General features: G+C 58.6%; 21 protein-coding genes. 10 read left to right on the top strand and 11 right to left on the bottom strand.

Features of this window, described 5'->3' with window-relative positions; translation table 11 throughout:
• Positions 1–76 precede the first annotated feature (76 nt).
• The gene (locus AO277_RS19495; RefSeq protein ID WP_099259099.1) at positions 77–622 is read right to left on the bottom strand and encodes an ankyrin repeat domain-containing protein; all 546 of its coding nucleotides are present in this window, start codon (positions 620–622) and stop codon (positions 77–79) included.
• 347 nt (positions 623–969) lie between these two features.
• Here AO277_RS19495 and AO277_RS19485 point away from each other — a divergent pair, with 347 nt between their 5' ends.
• Positions 970–1,248, top strand: a complete 279-nt coding sequence (locus AO277_RS19485; RefSeq protein WP_002552849.1) for a DUF3509 domain-containing protein — start codon at positions 970–972, stop codon at positions 1,246–1,248.
• Between the two features lie 109 nt (positions 1,249–1,357).
• Here the strand turns inward: AO277_RS19485 and AO277_RS19480 are convergent, their stop codons facing one another.
• The 6 genes from AO277_RS19480 to aroC form a co-directional block, all read right to left on the bottom strand.
• Positions 1,358–2,080, bottom strand: coding sequence for a helix-turn-helix transcriptional regulator (locus tag AO277_RS19480; RefSeq protein WP_005731492.1), 723 nt, complete (start codon positions 2,078–2,080; stop codon positions 1,358–1,360).
• 256 nt (positions 2,081–2,336) lie between these two features.
• The gene (gene mtnC, locus AO277_RS19475) at positions 2,337–3,020 is read right to left on the bottom strand and encodes an acireductone synthase (RefSeq protein ID WP_044317599.1); all 684 of its coding nucleotides are present in this window, start codon (positions 3,018–3,020) and stop codon (positions 2,337–2,339) included.
• Between the two features lie 16 nt (positions 3,021–3,036).
• Positions 3,037–3,582: a 1,2-dihydroxy-3-keto-5-methylthiopentene dioxygenase gene (locus tag AO277_RS19470; protein ID WP_002552846.1), complete on the bottom strand. Its 546-nt coding sequence runs from the start codon at positions 3,580–3,582 to the stop codon at positions 3,037–3,039.
• Between the two features lie 82 nt (positions 3,583–3,664).
• The gene (locus AO277_RS19465) at positions 3,665–4,279 is read right to left on the bottom strand and encodes a methylthioribulose 1-phosphate dehydratase (RefSeq protein WP_002552845.1); all 615 of its coding nucleotides are present in this window, start codon (positions 4,277–4,279) and stop codon (positions 3,665–3,667) included.
• Positions 4,276–5,439: an MFS transporter gene (locus AO277_RS19460; RefSeq protein WP_044317600.1), complete on the bottom strand. Its 1,164-nt coding sequence runs from the start codon at positions 5,437–5,439 to the stop codon at positions 4,276–4,278. Before AO277_RS19460 ends, AO277_RS19465 begins: the two co-directional genes overlap by 4 nt.
• Positions 5,440–5,469: 30 nt before the next feature.
• Positions 5,470–6,561: a chorismate synthase gene (gene aroC, locus AO277_RS19455; protein WP_002552843.1), complete on the bottom strand. Its 1,092-nt coding sequence runs from the start codon at positions 6,559–6,561 to the stop codon at positions 5,470–5,472.
• 141 nt (positions 6,562–6,702) lie between these two features.
• Here aroC and AO277_RS19450 point away from each other — a divergent pair, with 141 nt between their 5' ends.
• Complete coding sequence (locus AO277_RS19450) at positions 6,703–7,731, top strand: alpha/beta hydrolase (protein ID WP_002552842.1); 1,029 nt, start codon at positions 6,703–6,705, stop codon at positions 7,729–7,731.
• A 101-nt stretch (positions 7,732–7,832) separates the two neighbouring features.
• On the top strand, positions 7,833–8,636 hold the full coding sequence (locus AO277_RS19445) for a hypothetical protein (protein WP_080899147.1): 804 nt from the start codon (positions 7,833–7,835) through the stop codon (positions 8,634–8,636).
• A 43-nt stretch (positions 8,637–8,679) separates the two neighbouring features.
• Here AO277_RS19445 and prmB read toward each other — a convergent pair whose 3' ends face one another.
• Entirely contained in the window at positions 8,680–9,588 is a 909-nt protein-coding gene (prmB, locus tag AO277_RS19440; protein WP_044317601.1) for a 50S ribosomal protein L3 N(5)-glutamine methyltransferase, read from the bottom strand.
• A 261-nt stretch (positions 9,589–9,849) separates the two neighbouring features.
• On the opposite strand from prmB, the gene AO277_RS19435 reads away from it, so the two are divergent.
• The 5 genes from AO277_RS19435 (at position 9,850) to AO277_RS19410 (ending at position 12,957) form a co-directional block, all read left to right on the top strand.
• Positions 9,850–10,440, top strand: coding sequence for a cysteine hydrolase family protein (locus AO277_RS19435; RefSeq protein WP_002552839.1), 591 nt, complete (start codon positions 9,850–9,852; stop codon positions 10,438–10,440).
• A 149-nt stretch (positions 10,441–10,589) separates the two neighbouring features.
• Positions 10,590–10,907, top strand: a complete 318-nt coding sequence (locus AO277_RS19430) for a hypothetical protein (RefSeq protein WP_005731486.1) — start codon at positions 10,590–10,592, stop codon at positions 10,905–10,907.
• Positions 10,908–10,952: 45 nt separating this feature from the next.
• A complete protein-coding gene (locus AO277_RS19425; RefSeq protein WP_002552837.1) occupies positions 10,953–11,510 on the top strand; it encodes a Smr/MutS family protein in 558 nt (185 codons plus the stop codon).
• A 448-nt stretch (positions 11,511–11,958) separates the two neighbouring features.
• Positions 11,959–12,504: a GTP cyclohydrolase I FolE gene (folE, locus tag AO277_RS19415; RefSeq protein WP_002552836.1), complete on the top strand. Its 546-nt coding sequence runs from the start codon at positions 11,959–11,961 to the stop codon at positions 12,502–12,504.
• 75 nt (positions 12,505–12,579) lie between these two features.
• Entirely contained in the window at positions 12,580–12,957 is a 378-nt protein-coding gene (locus AO277_RS19410; protein WP_080899148.1) for a glutaredoxin domain-containing protein, read from the top strand.
• 21 nt (positions 12,958–12,978) lie between these two features.
• On the opposite strand, the gene AO277_RS19405 is transcribed toward AO277_RS19410, so the two are convergent.
• From AO277_RS19405 to AO277_RS19395, 3 genes are read right to left on the bottom strand one after another with little or no spacing between them, the layout of a single operon-like run.
• Complete coding sequence (locus tag AO277_RS19405) at positions 12,979–13,365, bottom strand: lysozyme inhibitor LprI family protein (RefSeq protein WP_005782962.1); 387 nt, start codon at positions 13,363–13,365, stop codon at positions 12,979–12,981.
• A gap of 30 nt (positions 13,366–13,395) precedes the next feature.
• A complete protein-coding gene (locus AO277_RS19400) occupies positions 13,396–13,998 on the bottom strand; it encodes a glutathione S-transferase family protein (RefSeq protein WP_002552833.1) in 603 nt (200 codons plus the stop codon).
• Positions 13,999–14,036: 38 nt separating this feature from the next.
• Positions 14,037–15,203, bottom strand: a complete 1,167-nt coding sequence (locus AO277_RS19395) for an aminotransferase-like domain-containing protein (protein ID WP_044317602.1) — start codon at positions 15,201–15,203, stop codon at positions 14,037–14,039.
• An 82-nt stretch (positions 15,204–15,285) separates the two neighbouring features.
• Here AO277_RS19395 and AO277_RS19390 point away from each other — a divergent pair, with 82 nt between their 5' ends.
• On the top strand, positions 15,286–15,756 hold the full coding sequence (locus AO277_RS19390; RefSeq protein ID WP_044317603.1) for a MarR family transcriptional regulator: 471 nt from the start codon (positions 15,286–15,288) through the stop codon (positions 15,754–15,756).
• Between the two features lie 116 nt (positions 15,757–15,872).
• Positions 15,873–17,066, top strand: a complete 1,194-nt coding sequence (locus AO277_RS19385) for a benzoate/H(+) symporter BenE family transporter (protein ID WP_044317604.1) — start codon at positions 15,873–15,875, stop codon at positions 17,064–17,066.
• The last annotated feature ends 16 nt before the right edge of the window (positions 17,067–17,082 follow it).

Raw genomic sequence — 17,082 nt, 5'->3', positions numbered from 1 at the left:
GGCAAAAAAAGAGGCGCGAAGGATAACGGTAAATCCATCGCGCCTCTATGTGTTCATGCCCTGAAGGCACTCGGCCTCAGGACCGGGCCGGCTGCACACCCAGTTTGATCAGTTGATCAATGGTGACAGTCGCACCCATTGCCTGAGCGGCACCCAGTGCCGTGATGCCCTTGGCATCAGTGGCATGCGGGTCCGCGCCCTGACTGATCAGGTAATAGACTATCTCGTTGCGATTGAACATGGCCGCCATCATCAACGCAGTACGACCATCGGCAGAGGCGCCGTCGACGTCGGCACCGGCCTCGACCAGCAGCCTGACCACTGCCAGATCACCCTTGAACGCTGCGCCAGCGATGGGACTCTGGCCATTATCGTTACGAATTTCAGGGTCAGCCTTGTGGTTCAGCAGCACACGGACCGCATCCGCATGGCAGTGGTAGCTGGCCAGCATCAGCAGCGTATCGCCCTTGTGGTTGCGCAGGTCTGCGGGCAGGCCTTTTTCAAGCAGACGCTCCAGCATGACTGCATTTCCCGGGCGAGCCACATCGAATACCTGCTCGGCGAACTCGGCGGCTTCGTCTTCAGTCATGGTTTGCGAAGCGCTGATATCTGTATCGGTCATTAACTACTCCTTGGCGCACGGTACTCCGGGCATGCGTTGACCCGGCGTCGATACACACACTGACCTCAAGTCTCGCCAGCTGTTCGATCAGCATCGATGCGGATGCGCAATGCCTGCTCCTGATCACCGCAATCGATGCAATCCTCCTTCTGCCCGATATCCATCGTGCAGGAAACGGCAAAATGCAGGGCGCACGAAGGGTGTTCATGCAAAATGCACGAAGCCTTAAAATAGAGAATATTTCAAGTCATTGATTTTAAAGGATTTAATTCAAGTGCAAAGACTGGCACAGACACTGCAATAGTACTTCCAAGCTTATTATCCCATGAGCAATGGAGCCGCCAGACATGACTTTTATTCAAGAAAAATTCGCTTCCGTATTCTCCGACTACACCGTTACCACCCAGCCACGTCCTGATGGTGGTGTTCTGTTGTCACTGCGTACTCACGATGGCAAGCAGATCCGTCGCTCCGTGTCTTATGCTCAGTTGCACACTCCGGTTCAACTAGAATGGGTAATCAGCGCTATCCGCCGCGACCTGGCTGCACAAGCCAGCGAGTTGCCAGCTATTTCGATGCTGCAAAGTCAGCACCGCTTCGACCTGCCGACTTACCACACCCGTTGATTTTCCCGCCGCCTTGACAGGCGGCACCCGCTGTACGCTCTCATCCCTTGTTTGCCGCGATTACACCTTGTTCTCGCGGCTTTTTTTTGCCCGCGTTTTCAGGTGTCGATTACCTGATCAAACCCCGGCAAAGCGCTTCGCCTACCGCCTGCGCCCTATTGGCGACACCCAGCTTGGAATAGATGGTCTTGAGGTGATACTTCACCGTCGACTCCGACACGTCGCGGATCATTGAGATCTCCCAGGCAGTTTTTCCATCCCTGGCCCACTGCAGTACCTCCAGTTCCCGATGGGTCAAACCGCGAGAGCAGAACTTCAAACCCCGCGCAACGCTGTGCAGCACCGGCATGAGACTGCTCATGAGGTATTTTTGTTCAGCGGAGATCGCTCGCCCCACTTCACCCAGCGTACAAACCGACGTCACGCTGTCGGCACCACGGCAATGGTTCATGTAGCCGTAGGAAATGGCCGGAAGCAGTTCGCACGTATCGACGATTTCTTCGTAACACGCTGACACCGGATACTGTCTGAATGCATCCTGCCAGTTCACAAATCCCAACTGATTGCGATAACAGCGGATGACCGGATCCTGGGTGATGAACTCGCGCTGGCGGTAAGCCTTGCCCCAGGCATCATCGACATTGCAGGTAATGAACGTCAGCAGCACCGGCCCTTTGAACTGATAGAACATCGCCCGCTCACTGTTGCATTCGCGCCTTAGCCATTCGAGGGCATTCTCGACGGCGGTCTGGCCGTCGAGTTCGCTGATCGTGCTCACCATCTGCTGTATCAATAAGTCCCTGCTTGCGCTTTCTTTAATGGCACTGCACATCCGCTGCCGCTCCTTATGCGCCCGTGAATCGGTACAGGTGTTGTCCGTGACTCAGGGGGCGATGGGCGCAGAACTTACACGAATAATCGCGTTGAAGAATGACGAGCAGAACAAACAGATTCAACGCACTTTCAGGTAGGCAACGTCCCACTCAAAAGCAGGACGCTCCTTACAGAAAATAGCGTGCAAGCCTGCGGCAGGCAGATTTGCATGCTGCGGCATCAGGGCAATGCCGTGCACGACAGGCTGATGTCGTTTAGAACGAAGCAGGGTCGATGAGCGCGAAACTGCTCACATATCTGTGACCCGCAAGCACCCCGCCGTCACGCGCCAGACCGCAGGTGATCATGCCAGCGGCCTGCGCTGCGTCGAGCTCTTCGACGATATCCGAGAGGAACAGAATGTTCTCGGCAGGACACTCGATTGCCTGCGCAATCGTCCGGTAGGACTGCGCTTCGCGCTTGGGGCCGGACGTCGTATCGAAGTAACCACTGAACAGACCGGACAGATCGCCCGCTTCGGAACAGCCGAAAATCAATTGCTGAGCCTGAATTGAGCCCGAGGAATAAACGTAAAGCCTGTAGCCCTGTTGATGCCAGTGTTTCAAGGCATCGACAGCATCCGGATAAACATGGCCCTTGAGCTGTCCGGCGTTATAGCCCTGCTCCCAGACCATGCCCTGCAACGCTTTCAGCGGCGTGGCCTTGCGGTCTTCGGCAATCCATTCCAGCAGTATTGCAATAACCCGCTCGACATCGGCGTCAGGCTCGCCGGCCTCGGTGCGTACCGCTTGCAGCTGCGACGCCACTGCCGGTTGTCCGGCGTTTTGCCGAACAAACCCGGGCAGGTGCTTTTTGGCAAACGGAAACAGCATGTCGAAAACAAAACTCACTGCGCTGGTGGTGCCTTCAATATCCGTGAGGATAGCTTTGATGGGCATCAGAATCGGGCTCCTGTCAGTCTTCCAGCCGTGGAAAACGGCCAGCAATGTCTTCACCGGTAAAATTCGCCACCCAGCCTTCCGGATTGTTGAACAGGCGGATGGCAACGAAATGCGGGTTTTCGCCCATATCGAACCAGTGCCGGGTGCCGGCCGGTACGGAAATCAGGTCGTTCTTTTCGCACAGCACGGCGTATACGTAGTCGTCGATGTGCAATGTGAACAAGCCCCGCCCGGCTACGAAAAAGCGCACTTCGTCCTCGCCATGCCGATGCTCTTCAAGAAATTTGGCGCGCAATTCGGCTTTTTGCGGATGATCGCTGTTGAGACTGATAACGTCCACGGTGACATAACCGCGCTCGGTCATCAGCTTGTCGATCTGGGTGCGATAGGCGCTGATCACCTCTTCCTGACTGGCACCGGGGGTGATCGGCGTCGCGGCCTCCCAACGGTCGAACGCCACACCGTGCTCGGCCAGCGTCGAAGCAATATCTTCCAGATGGGTCAGCACCTTGTTGGGCGTGTCAGGGCTTGAAACGTGATAAACGGACAGGCTGCTCATGGCATGAATCCTCGGTTTAGGGCACCACCTTCCGGCTTTTACAGGCCGGTCAGGCTTACAGGCTGGTTTTAATACGACGTTTTCAACGGTTCAATACCGCGCGCATTTTAAGTTCGCATTCAAAAAGAAACTCGAACGCTTCGATCTGGCGCAAGGCGTCGCTCATTTTCGCCCCCCAGGTGTAGAGACCGTGACCGCGGATCAGGTAACCAGCGCACTCGGGATGGGCGTCCAGCCAAGGCTGCACCTTTGCGGCGAGACGGGCAATATCCTGATCGTTGTCGAAAATCGGTACCACGACCTGCGACTGATGAGTGACCACGCCATGAAAGGCCTTTTGCAGCTCGTAATCCTCGAACACCAGATGATCGGCGGCAGTCAGCCTCGACAGCACCGTCGCATTCACCGAGTGGGTGTGCAGCACCGCGCCGACCTGTGGCCTGCTGCTGTACAACTGGGTGTGCAGCAAGGTTTCAGCAGACGGCTTTTTCCCGGGCTCCAGGCTGTTGCCTGCCATATTGGTAGCCAGCACATCGTCAGGACCCAACTGGCCCTTGTGCCTGCCGGATACGGTCAGCAGCGCCTCGGTGGCTGAAAGACGCGCGGAGTAATTGCTGCTGGTGGCAGGCGACCAGCCGCGGCCATACAGGAAGCGCCCGGCCTCGATTATTTCCACGCTAAGTTGTTCGCGGCTCATACACCTTCCTCTTTCTTGGGTGTGATAATCATGATGGCTGCGGCAAAGGCTACAAGGCTGGCAATGGCAAACGTCCAGGCTGGCCCCAGCGCGTTCCAGCTGTAACCGGAATACAGAGCGCCCAGCGCGCCACCCACGCCGGACAACGCGGCATACAGTGCCTGCCCCTGTCCTTGCTGACGCGGGCCAAAGCTACTTTGCACGAAATGAATGGCGGCGGCGTGAAAGCTGCCGAACGTGGCGGCGTGCATCACCTGAGCAATCAGCAGCGCGGTCAGGTGATCGGCAAACAGCCCCAACAGCAGCCAGCGCAATGCGGCCAGCAGAAAACTGGCGAACAGTACCTGGCGCACGGAGAAACGCTGCAGAATCCGGCTCATGACCATGAACATCAGCACTTCAGCCACCACACCGACCGCCCATAGCAGGCCGATCAGGCCACGGCTGTAAACGAGCGCTTCGAGGTGCAGGGTCAAAAAGGTGTAATACGGCCCATGGCTGAGCACCATCAGCGCGACACTGAGGTAGAACGCCAAGACACCAGGACGCGCCAGTTGCCTGAGAAAGCCGCCCGACACGGTTTCACGGCTCGACGGTGAGGAATGCGCATTCGGCACCCACCAGCTGCTGACAACGATACCGGCCATGATCGCCAGCGCGATGTAAGGAAACAGATCCAGACTGAACCATTCGAACACCCGTCCCAGCACCACGACCGCCAGAATGAAACCGATCGAGCCCCACAGTCGGATCTGACTGTAACGCGAGGTCTGGCCTTGCAGGTGCGCGAGGGTGATGACTTCGAACTGCGGCAGGATGGCATGCCAGAAGAACGCATAGAGCGCCATGACCATCGCCAGCCAGGCATAGCTTTTTTCGACCAGAATCAGCGAAAACGCCAACAACGTGCAGATGGCACCAGACCGCACAATGTTCAGACGCCAACCGGTGTGATCACCCAGCCACCCCCAGAGATTGGGCGCAACGCAGCGCATCAGCATAGGGATGGCGATCAGTTCGCCTATGCGTGAGCTGGAAAAACCCAAGTGATGAAGATAAAGGGCCATGAACGGCGCAGACAGGCCGAGCAAGGCGAAATAGCACACGTAGAACCCGGACAGCCGCCAGTAAGGAAGCTGTCCGCCGGATGTTTGCGTCACGCTAGCAGTCCGCGACCGTGACAGCGCGCATTACAACTGTCCCAGCACAGGTGTGTTGACGCTGACATCGGCGTTCTGACCGCGATGACGCAGCAGATGATCGAGCAACACGATGGCCATCATCGCCTCGGCAATCGGTGTGGCGCGAATGCCGACACACGGGTCGTGCCGGCCTTTGGTAATGACGTCGGCCGCATTGCCATCGGTATCGATCGAGCGCCCCGGCGTGGTGATGCTGGAGGTTGGCTTGAGCGCCAGATGCGCAATGATCGGCTGGCCGGAGGAAATGCCGCCGAGAATGCCGCCCGCCTGATTGGACAGGAAACCCAGTGGGGTCATCTCGTCGCGGTGCTCGGTGCCGCGTTGTGCAACGCAGTCGAAACCGGCACCGATCTCCACGCCCTTGACCGCATTGATGCTCATCAGCGCGTGTGCCAGCTCGGCGTCCAGACGATCAAAGATCGGCTCGCCGAGGCCGGGCATCACGCCTTCTGCGACCACGGTGATTTTCGCACCGACCGAGTCCTGATCACGTCGCAGCTGGTCCATGTAGGCTTCCAGCTCCGGCACCTTGTCAGGGTCGGGGCAGAAAAACGCGTTGTCTTCTACCGAATCCCAGGTCTTGAACGGGATCTGGATCGGGCCCAGCTGGCTCATGTAGCCGCGAATGACGATGCCCTGGGTTGCCAGGTATTTCTTGGCAATCGCCCCCGCTGCCACGCGCATGGCGGTTTCCCGTGCCGAACTGCGGCCGCCGCCGCGGTAATCGCGAATACCGTACTTGTGGTGGTAGGTGTAATCGGCATGAGCCGGACGGAACAGGTCCTTGATAGCCGAATAGTCCTTGGACTTCTGGTCTGTGTTGCGGATCAGCAGGCCTATGGAGGCACCTGTGGTTTTACCCTCGAAGACGCCGGAGAGGATCTCGACCTCATCGGCCTCCTGACGTTGCGTGGTATGACGGCTGGTGCCTGGCTTGCGCCGGTCCAGATCACGCTGCAGGTCTTGCAGGTCCAGCTCCAGCCCCGGCGGGCAGCCGTCGACGATAGCGACCAGCGCCGGGCCGTGGCTTTCGCCGGCGGTGGTGACAGTGAACAGCTTGCCGAAAGTGTTGCCGGACATGCGGGCGCTCCGAAAAATCAGCCAAAAAACCAGATCGTTAAACCAAGCGCGCCAGTATACGCAGGCTCGCGGTTCAGTTCATCCTCGAACCTTCTGTCACGCCGCGCGTCCAAGCGAGACTCTCCCCATGATGGCCTTGCGATGTTATCCGGTAATTCCCTGCTTCGAGTACCAAACGCGCTGCGTCTGCTGGCCCTGCCGATAACATTGACCCTGAGCCTAATCGCCGGAACAGCCAGTGCTGCGGCGCCCAGCGTGGTGCAGCGGCCGATCACGGTGGATACCGAAAACGGCAAACTGTACGGCACTCTGCTGATGCCCCGTTCGGACAAACCGGTCCCGGTGGTGCTGATCATCGCCGGTTCCGGCCCCACCGACCGCGACGGCAACAACCCTGAGGGTGGACGCAACGACAGCATGAAACGCCTGGCGGTGGTTCTGGCTAAAAACAATATCGCCAGCGTGCGCTACGACAAACGCGGCGTCGCAGCCAGCAAGGCAGTCACGCCGGATGAACGCAATCTGAGCGTCGAGCGCTACGTGGCCGATGTTCAACTCTGGGCCAGAGCGCTCAAAGCCAACCCGCGCCTTGGCCAGCTGATTCTTCTGGGCCACAGCGAGGGTGCGCTGGTGGCGACGCTGGCGGCTGAAAAAGTGGGTGCAGCAGCGCTGATTTCCGTGGCAGGCACCGGACGGCCTGTCGATCAGGTGCTGCGCGAACAATTTCAGGAGCGCTTGCCACCAGATCTTCTGCAACGCAGCAATCAGTTGCTCGATGAACTGAAGGCGGGCAAGACCGACGACAACGTGCCCGCCGAGCTGGAAGTGGTATTTCGCCCCAGTGTCCAGCCGTATCTGATCTCGCTGTTTCGCCAGGACCCCGCCGCAGCCTTCGCTGCAGTGCACATTCCGGCGCTCATCGTTCAGGGGCGTAACGACATTCAGGTGGGCGTGGGCGATGCCCTGCTGCTGCAAAAAGCCAGACCGGATGCCGAACTGGCCCTGATCGACGGAATGAATCATGTGCTGCGTATCGTGCCAGACGACTTACAGCAGCAGTTGTTGTCCTACCGCAACCCGACCCAGCCGCTGGCCAGTGAAGTGACCAAGCGGATCCTGGCCTTCATCAAGGCCCTGCCCCAACCAGGAAAAAAATCTGACGTCAGATAATTGCAAGCCCTTCAGTCTTCGGACATCTGGCCGATAGCGGTTTGCTGGCTTTTTGTTCCGTTGCAAGTATCCCGGTGCAAGGCCCAGGAAAGGACACCATTATGGCTGACGCGAATATCATGACTGAAACCACTGCAGCACCCGAAAGCGTAGAAGCCGAGGTTCAGGCATCGCCGCAGCCGTGGGAAGACGTTCTGCCCGAGAACTTTCAGATGTTGCGTCTGGCACCACAGCCTACCGACCGCGCCACCGGCGGACGGCCCTTGCGTTTTGTGCAGTTTGGTCGTGCCAAGCGGCACAGCAAGGAATTGAGCCTGCTGCGCATCAATGTGCAGCTGCCAGGCCAACGGGTCCGCAAGGAGCAGAACAATCTGGATGTCTGGGCCGATCACGAAAAGCGCACTGTGCGCTTCGGTCCCGAATCAGGCTTGCAGATCGAGCCGTGGAACCGCGGCATCGGTCGTTTCATGATCGCCCATGCCGTGCATTGGGCGCAGAAAAGATGGTCATCCTACAAGATTGAAGGCGTAGCGCTGGCGAGCAAGGACGGCCTGAACGAAGACACACGCCTGCGTCGTGACCACTTTCTGCGCACCTTGGGTTTTGAAGTAGCGTACGCCGATGCCCAGCACATGAAAGGCACCATCAAGGACGTACACGTCGGCAACCTGCACAGCACCTGGAACAACGACAAGGTGCAGATCATCGAAATTCTCGAAGCCTCGCAAATGCTGGAAAAGGCCGAGAAGAACCTGATCGAACAGGAAGTGACCATTCGCCAGCACGAAGACCGTGTCGGCAAGTACAAGCGCGAGGACGCCGGTCTGCGCTTCACGATTGCCTGCCTGGTGACCTTCGCAGTGTTTCAGGCGGGACTGTTGATCTGGATCGCGACCCACCGATAAAAAAGGAGCTGATCTCAGCTCCCCCTTCTCTCAGTCTTCCCTATCAAACCTTCGACTGGAACAACGCCTGATGGTTGCGGCACTGTTCTGCTGTGAGCATGAACACCCCGTGACCACCGCGCTGGAAATCCAGCCAGGCGAAATCGACTTCCGGGTACAGCGCCTGCACGTGTACCTGGCTGTTGCCTACTTCGACGATCAGCAAGCCTTTCTCGTTCAGGTGATCGGCTGCCTGCGCAAGCATACGGCGTACCAGGTTCAGACCATCGCTGCCACAGGCCAACGCCAGCTCAGGCTCATGCTGATACTCGTCGGGCATGTCGGCAAAGTCTTCGGCGTCCACATAGGGCGGGTTGGACACGATCAGGTCGAAGCGCTGACCCGGCAAACCGTCGAACCCGTCGCCCTGCACGGTGTAGACGCGATCCTCCATACCGTGACGCTCGATGTTCTGGTTAGCCACCTCCAGTGCGTCGTAGGACAAGTCGGCCAAGGCCACCTCAGCTTCGGGAAACACCTCGGCACAGGCGATACCGATGCAACCAGAGCCAGTGCACAGGTCGAGAATCCGTGCTGGTTCGTTGGCCAGCCAGGGCGCGAAACGCTCTTCGATCAGCTCGGCAATAGGTGAACGCGGGATCAATACACGGTCATCGACAATGAACGACATACCGCAAAACCAGGCTTCGCCCAGCAGATACGGCGTTGGCACACAGTCATCGATTCGGCGTTTGATCAGGCGTTGCAGTTCGGATATTTCATCGACTTCCAGGCGACAATCCAGGTAGCTGTCGGCGATTTCCCAAGGCAGATGCAATGCGCCCAGCACCAACTGCCGAGCTTCATCCCAGGCATTGTCGGTGCCATGACCGAAAAATACGTCTTCCTCGTGAAAGCGGCTGACGGCCCACCGTATATGGTCGCGCACGGTACGCAAACGGGAAGTGATCATGGACAAACTCCTTGGAAAGGCGACGAGCTGCTGTAAGACGAGCCACGGTAAAAGTCTGGTTCCGAACAATGCACATTCTTCGTACCCGATAGGCATGGAAGTTTCCATGATTCGCGTACTGCCATCAAGGCAAACCGCCAGCCACCCCCACCGCCAACTGCCCTGCAGGCCATAAAAACCGTGGCCTGCGATGGTTGCCATTCCCAGAACGCCTCAGCCAGAGGACAATGTCACAAAAGCCCCACACCAAGGAGCCCGTGAATGTCCGATTTAAAGACCATGTTCCAACTCAGCGGCCGGGTGCATGCGCCCGCCAATTTGAGCAATGCGACGCTGATCATCATCGATGCCCAGAAAGAATACCTCAGTGGCCCGCTGGCCCTGACCGGCGTCGACGAAGCCCTGGCCAACATCTGCCAATTGGTCGAGAAGGCCCGTGCAGTCAAGTGCCCGATTGTTCATATTCGCCATCTGGGCACTGTGGGCGGCCTGTTTGACCCACAGGGCGAGCGCGGTCAACTGGTGCCGGAGCTGTTACCAAAGGACGACGAACATCTGGTCGAAAAACGCCTGCCCAACGCTTTCAACGGCACCGGGCTGCATGATCTTCTGCAAAAGCTGGGTCATCTGGACCTGATCGTCTGCGGCTTCATGAGCCACTCGAGCATCAGCACCACGGTTCGCGCTACCAAGGACTATGGTTATCGCTGCACACTGGTCGACGATGCCTGCGCAACCCGCGACTTGCCGAGCCCGCACGGCGTCGTCAGCGCGCAGGTGGTGCATAGAACCGAGATGGCGATCATGGCCGACAACTTCGCCACACTGGCGCTGACCAAAGACCTGATCTGATCTGCGCCGGAACGAGTGGTTGTGTGGGCTTATTCACATAACCGCCTATCCCTTGCCGGCTCGTATCATCCCTGAGGCGGGAACCACCCCTTATTCTCCGGGTCACAGCGCCGATACTCCATTGAGCCGATACCTATTGAGGAAAAGGCATGAAAACGTCAGATGGTTTCGATGCACGTCGCCTGCGCCCCAGGGGTCAGGGCAACTGGGGCAAACGCATCGGTACGCTGATCGCGCTGCTTCTTTTGGCGTCAGGCGTGTTGCTGACCGTTGCCGGAGTTTCCAGCCTGACCGTTCACCCGCAGATGCTCGGCGAGCTGAATGCCAGCCCTGGAGGCGCCGCATTTGTCGCCATCGGCGGGTTGCTGGTGCTTTATCTGGGTGTCTGGCTATGGCGCCGCTGCCGCCGTCAACGCAGTGCCAGCGGCTTGAGTATCTCGGCGCACCTGATGAAAAAACACAACTGACTCTGGCGCTTGAACGGTTAGAATGGCTTCCTTCGCGGAGGCCCCATGCAAGACGACGATTTTTCCCTGTTCAGAAGCGAAACGCGCGGCGTAAAGCCGCTCAAGCATGAACATGCCGATGTCGGCAAACCCAAGACCGATCGAAAAATGCTGGCCCGCCTGCGTCAGTCGGCGACTGTGCGCACCGATTCGGTGACCGTCGACGGCTTGTCGGATCAATTCGTGATCGATGTCGGTCCGGAAGATGTCCTGAGCTGGTCGCGTGACGGCGTGCAGGAAGGCCAGATGCGCAAGCTCAAGCTCGGGCAGATCAGCTTCGAAGGCAGCCTGGACTTACACGGCATGAGCGTGGAAGTGGCGCGTGAGACGCTGTGGGAGTTTCTGGCTGAAGCGACCCGACTGGAAATACGCTGCGTACGTGTCACCCACGGCAAGGCGGTACGCCTGGACGGCAAGCGCCCCATGATCAAGAGCCACGTCAACACCTGGCTGCGTCAGCATTCGCAGGTACTGGGCTTTTGTTCATGCCTGGCCAAGCATGGCGGTGCGGGTGCGGTGTACGTGATACTCAGACGCACCATGATGGAAGGACGCGACGAGTAACCCTCCTCGCGCCCCTCTTGCCGGGCAGCAATCTGCTGCCCGGCGTATTACTCAGCGCGGGCCAGGACCGCCCGGGCCACCAGGTCCACCCCCTTCATGATGGCCACCGCCGCCGCCATGTCCGCCCGGACCAGGCCAAAACGGCCAGCAGCCGGAAACCGACGACAGTACGATTGCGAACAACGCTATTTTTGCTACTCGACTCAACATCCGGATTCACTCTCTCGACAGGCAATTGATTAATAACCTGCACAGTCAGACAGCGCCGCACCGGGGAAGTGGGTAGCGATCTGGTCGCCAACGTGTAAGCGCTACGATACAAAACGCATAACGCCCGGTTGATTTGCAGCGCTGCCGTGCACCCGCACTCTTGCGTAAGTTACTATGTGCGCCGTCGGCGACGGGCCAGCCCTCGCACCCATCGAAACCCACACGGAAACACACCCCTGTGACACTGGAACAGAATTACACCGCCATACTCGGGCAACTGGGCGAGGACGTCTCGCGCGAAGGTCTGCTGGACACCCCCAAACGCGCCGCCAAGGCCATGCAGTACCTGTGTCGCGGTTACGCGCAAACGCTGGAAGAAGTCACCAACGGCGCGCTGTTCAGCTCCGATGCCAGTGAAATGGTCATGGTCAAGGACATCGAGCTGTACTCGCTGTGCGAGCATCATCTGCTGCCGTTCATTGGCAAGGCACATGTCGCCTACATTCCCAACGGCAAGGTGCTGGGCCTGTCGAAAGTGGCGCGGATCGTTGATATGTACGCCCGCCGCCTGCAGATCCAGGAAAACCTCAGCCGTCAGATCGCCGAGGCCATCCAGCAGGTTACCGGTGCACTGGGTGTGGCGGTGGTGATCGAAGCCAAGCACATGTGCATGATGATGCGCGGTGTCGAGAAGCAGAACTCGGCCATGATCACGTCAGTGATGCTCGGCGAATTCCGTGAAAACGCTGCCACTCGCAGTGAGTTTCTCAGCCTGATCAAGTGACCCGTTCAGCCAGCGTTCACGTGCCACGGCGCACACTGAACGTCCGGCCGATTCCCGCCACTGTCCGCAAGAGGTATGACCGTGTTCATGAAAGCGTTAAGAGTCGGCCTTGGCCAGCTCGTCATCGGTATCGACTTCCTGACCCGCCCGAGCAGGAAAAAGCGCGATCCGCAGGCCCAGGCGGCTGTCGCGGAGGCGGCTCAGGACCTGACGCTGTACCAGTTCCACGCCTGCCCGTTCTGCGTGAAAACCCGTCGCACCCTGCACCGTCTCAATGTTCCTGTCGCTTTGCGCGATGCGAAGAACAACGAGCTTGACCGTCAGACGCTGCTTAACGAGGGCGGCAAAATCAAGGTGCCTTGCCTGCGAATCGAAGAAGGCGACAAAACCGTGTGGATGTACGAATCCAAGGTCTTTATCGACTACCTGAATCAGCGGTTCGGCGCGATCTGAACACCTCGTGCCCGACGTGCCTCAACGCGGGCAACCTTCCTCGCGGCAGGCGACATAGGCTTGCAACTGCTTGAGGCGCACGCGGGTCTGGTCAGCCAGGCATTGCGATTGCAGCAACGGCCATATGGAGCCTGAATCCTCGGGCTTGCCAGCCTGATACAGGCAATCGGCGTCACGCAGGGCTATCCACTTCAGTTGTGCATCCTTGAACGCCTGCTTTTTGGCCGGCGTCTTCAGCCACGTCATCTGCGCCTTGTACTGCTTGTTGAGATCAGCATCGAGCGCCGACAGCTCATTGGCAGCACACTGATTCATGCTGGCCTGATTGGCATCGCAATCCTGAGCCTGTGCCGAGCAGCCGATACCCAGCGCGATGAAAGCGGCCAGAAGTGCTATTGAAACACGCATAAATTTCCTTTTATTCAGCCAATGGGTGCATCAATCCAGCATACCGACATAACCCGGTTGCGCCTTGACCCGATCCAGCCAGCGCCGAATTCCGGTGTAAGGTGCCAGATCGAAACCGCCCTGATGAGCGACATGGGTATAGGCGTACAGGGCGATATCGGCGATGGAGAAATTCTCACCGACCAGAAACGGTGTGCGATCAAGCTGCTGCTCCATGACCGCCAGCGCTCGATAACCGGATTTCTGCATGGCCCGATACTCGGTCATGCGTTCAGCCGGCAAGCCCAGATAGAACTGGATGAAGCGGGCAACCGCCACCGACGGCTCATGGCTGTACTGCTCGAAAAACTGCCATTGCAGAACCTGGGTGCGCAGCCGCGGTTCGCTCGGAAGATACCTGGAACCATCAGCCAGAAAATTGAGAATCGCATTGGACTCCCATAGACAAGTGCCGTCTTCCAGTTCCAACACCGGGATCTTGCCGTTTGGGTTCTTCTCCAGAAAAGCCGGGGTCTGGGTTTCGCCATTAAGAATATCGACCGGCACCCACTCGTACTCACTGCCCAACAGGTTAAGCATCAACTTGACCTTGTAGCAGTTGCCCGAGTTGTAATCGCCATAAACCTTGTACATCGCCTGCTCCCTCGATATGCCTGTATTGCCGGCTCTGATCAGGCGGCTTTCAGATTCTGTGCCGCACGGACCACGGACGCCAGTCGTTTTATGCCTTCATTCAGACGCGCCGGGTCGATATGACTGAAATTGAGGCGCAGATGGCCGTGATTGGCGTCCGGGTCAGCAAAAAAAGGTTCGCCCGGCATGAACGCGACGTCCTGCGCCAACGCGGCATCCAGCAAGGTACGGGTGTCCAGCGGCTGTTTCAGAGTCAGCCAGAAGAACAATCCGCCTTGCGGGCTGTTCCACTCGGCCAGGTCTGAAAAATGCGTCTGCAAGGCATCCTCGAATGCATCCCGGCGACCACGGTAGAACTCGCATAGCGTCAGCAGATGTTCACGATAGTGCTCAGTGCCAATCCACTGCAAGGCCTGCCATTGGCCAAGGCGATTGGTATGTAGATCGGCGGACTGCTTCAGGCGCAACAGGTGCGGAAACAGATCGGGACTGGCGATCAGATAACCCACACGCAGGCCGGGCAATAGCGTTTTGGAGACCGTGCCGGTGTAGATCCAGCTTGCTGTCTTCAGGCCGCTGACAATCGGCCTGGCACTGCCGCCGTCAAAACTCAACTCGCGGTACGGCTCATCCTCGATCAACGTAACGCAGAACTCGTCAAGCAAAGCCGCAACCGCATCGCGGCTGGCCTGGCTGTAGCGCACTGCCGAGGGGTTCTGGAACGTCGGGATCAGGTAGGCGAATGCGGGCCTGTGCTGCTCCAGGCGCTGGCGCATGGCAACCAGGTCCGGGCCTTCGGCCTGCAGGGGCACGGTGATGCAGTCGGCACCAAATAGCTGAAATATCTGCAGCGCCGCCAGGTAGGTGGGTGCCTCAAGCAGAATCTCGGTGCCTTTGTCGATGTAGAGCTTGGCCGCAAGGTCCAGCGTCTGTTGAGAACCACTGACCACCATGACCTGACTGGCATTGCAAGCAATACCCAGGGCGCGGGCGTCGGCAGCCAGCGCTTCGCGCAGCGCAGGTTCGCCCTCGCTCATGCCGTACTGGCCCAGAGAAACAGGCATGTCAGCCCACTCGACTTTGGGCAGCATCGACTCGGCAGGCAGGCCACCGGCGAACGACATCACTTGCGGGCGCTGAGCGGCGGCGAGGATCTCGCGAATCAGAGAACTTTTCAGACGGGAAACGCGTTCGGAAAAAGCCATGGCACTTACCTGTAGCCGAGACGAAGAAAAATAAGTCAAACTTGTTGACTCAAATTACGACGCCCAGCCCGGATACGTCAACATGCTTGACTTAAAAAAACCTGCCAATCAACAAATGGCCATGGAAGCCTTCTTCTTCGGCTATCAGGCCTTCACCGCCAAGGCTGATGAAATGCTGGCCAAGCGCGGCTTCAGTCGCGTGCATCAGCGCATTGTATTTTTCATCGCTCGCTATCCCAAACTGAGCGTCAAGGAACTGCTCACGGTATTGGGCGTGAGCAAGCAGGCGCTCAATGCCCCGCTGCGCCAATTGATCGGCATGGACCTGGTGCACAGCACCGCTCCGGAAACCGACAAGCGTAAACGACTGCTCGGGCTCACCGATGAAGGCGCTCGTTTCGAGCAGGCGTTACGGCGTGAACAGGTCAAGCTGCTGCAACGCGTGTTCGCCGAAGCGGGTCAGGAAGCGGTGGATGGCTGGATGACAGTCAACCTGGCGCTGGGCCAGACACTGCAATCCGGTGCGTGTCCAATCGGGACTGACGCCGAATAAATACCACTGTCGCAACTGTGCTGGCATTTACTCATATCGCTGTATCGTAAAGCCGAGTGGTCATGCGTTTAGGCTTGGCGTCCTTTGCTACCTGCCCGCTTCAAGGAACGCCCTGCATGAACGAAACCCTCAAGGCACCATTGCGCCCGCTGACCGACTCATCGCCGTCTGCGGTGGTTGCCGGCTTCATTGCCATGATGACTGGCTGCACCAGCTCACTGGTGCTGATGTTTCAGGCCGGACAGGCGGCCGGTCTGAGCAGCGTGCAGATTTCGTCCTGGCTGTGGGCGTTGTTCATGGGCATGGCGGTGTGCAGCATCGGCCTTTCGTTGCGCTACCGCATGCCGATTACTGTCGCGTGGTCCACACCCGGTGCCGCACTGCTGATCACCAGTCTGGGTGGTGTGGCATACCCGCAGGCGATTGGCGCGTTCATGACCAGCGCGCTGCTGGTTATTCTGTGCGGCATAACGGGCAGCTTCGAACGTATCGTGCGGCGTTTGCCAGCCTCGCTGGCTGCGGCCTTGCTGGCGGGAATCCTTTTCAGGATCGGCAGTGAAATATTCATCGCCGCCCAGCACCGCACCAGCCTGGTATTGGGCATGTTTTTTACGTATCTGGTGGTGAAGCGTCTTTCCCCACGCTACTCGGTGCTGCTCGCACTGCTGGTCGGCATCGGGATATCGGGCGCGCTGGGCTTGCTGAACTTCAGCGGTCTGTCGCTGCAAGTCGCCGCGCCGGTCTGGACCACTCCCGAGTTTTCCTGGGCCGCGACGGTCAGCATCGGCATTCCGCTGTTCGTGGTGGCCATGACCTCACAGAACATGCCGGGTGTGGCGGTGTTGCGAGCCGACGGTTACTACCCGCCTACCTCACCGCTGATATCGGTAACAGGCTTTGCTTCTTTGCTTACCGCACCGTTCGGCTGCCACGGGATCAACCTGGCCGCCATCAGCGCCGCCATCTGTACCAGCCCTCATGCGCACGAAGACAAGTCCAAACGCTACACAGCGGCGATCTGGGCCGGGATTTTCTACGCAATCGCCGGGATTTTCGGCGCCACGCTGGCAGGTCTGTTCAGTGCGTTCCCCACGGAGCTGATGATTTCGATTGCCGCACTGGCGCTGCTCGGTTCGATCACCAATGGCCTGACCGTGGCCATGGCCGAGCCCCGCGAGCGCGAACCCGCTCTTATCACCTTTATGGTGACGGCCTCAGGGCTGACGCTGTTTTCCATAGGTTCGGCATTCTGGGGCATTGTTGCGGGCCTGCTGACCATGCTGATTCTCCATGTACGCAAGCCCGGATAAGCCTGCCTCAAGCCCA

It is taken from the genome of Pseudomonas amygdali, from assembly GCF_002699855.1.
In the GTDB taxonomy this organism is placed as follows: domain Bacteria; phylum Pseudomonadota; class Gammaproteobacteria; order Pseudomonadales; family Pseudomonadaceae; genus Aquipseudomonas; species Aquipseudomonas amygdali.
Note: the sequence above shows the minus strand (reverse complement) of the source record. Positions and strands in the feature narration are given on the sequence as shown.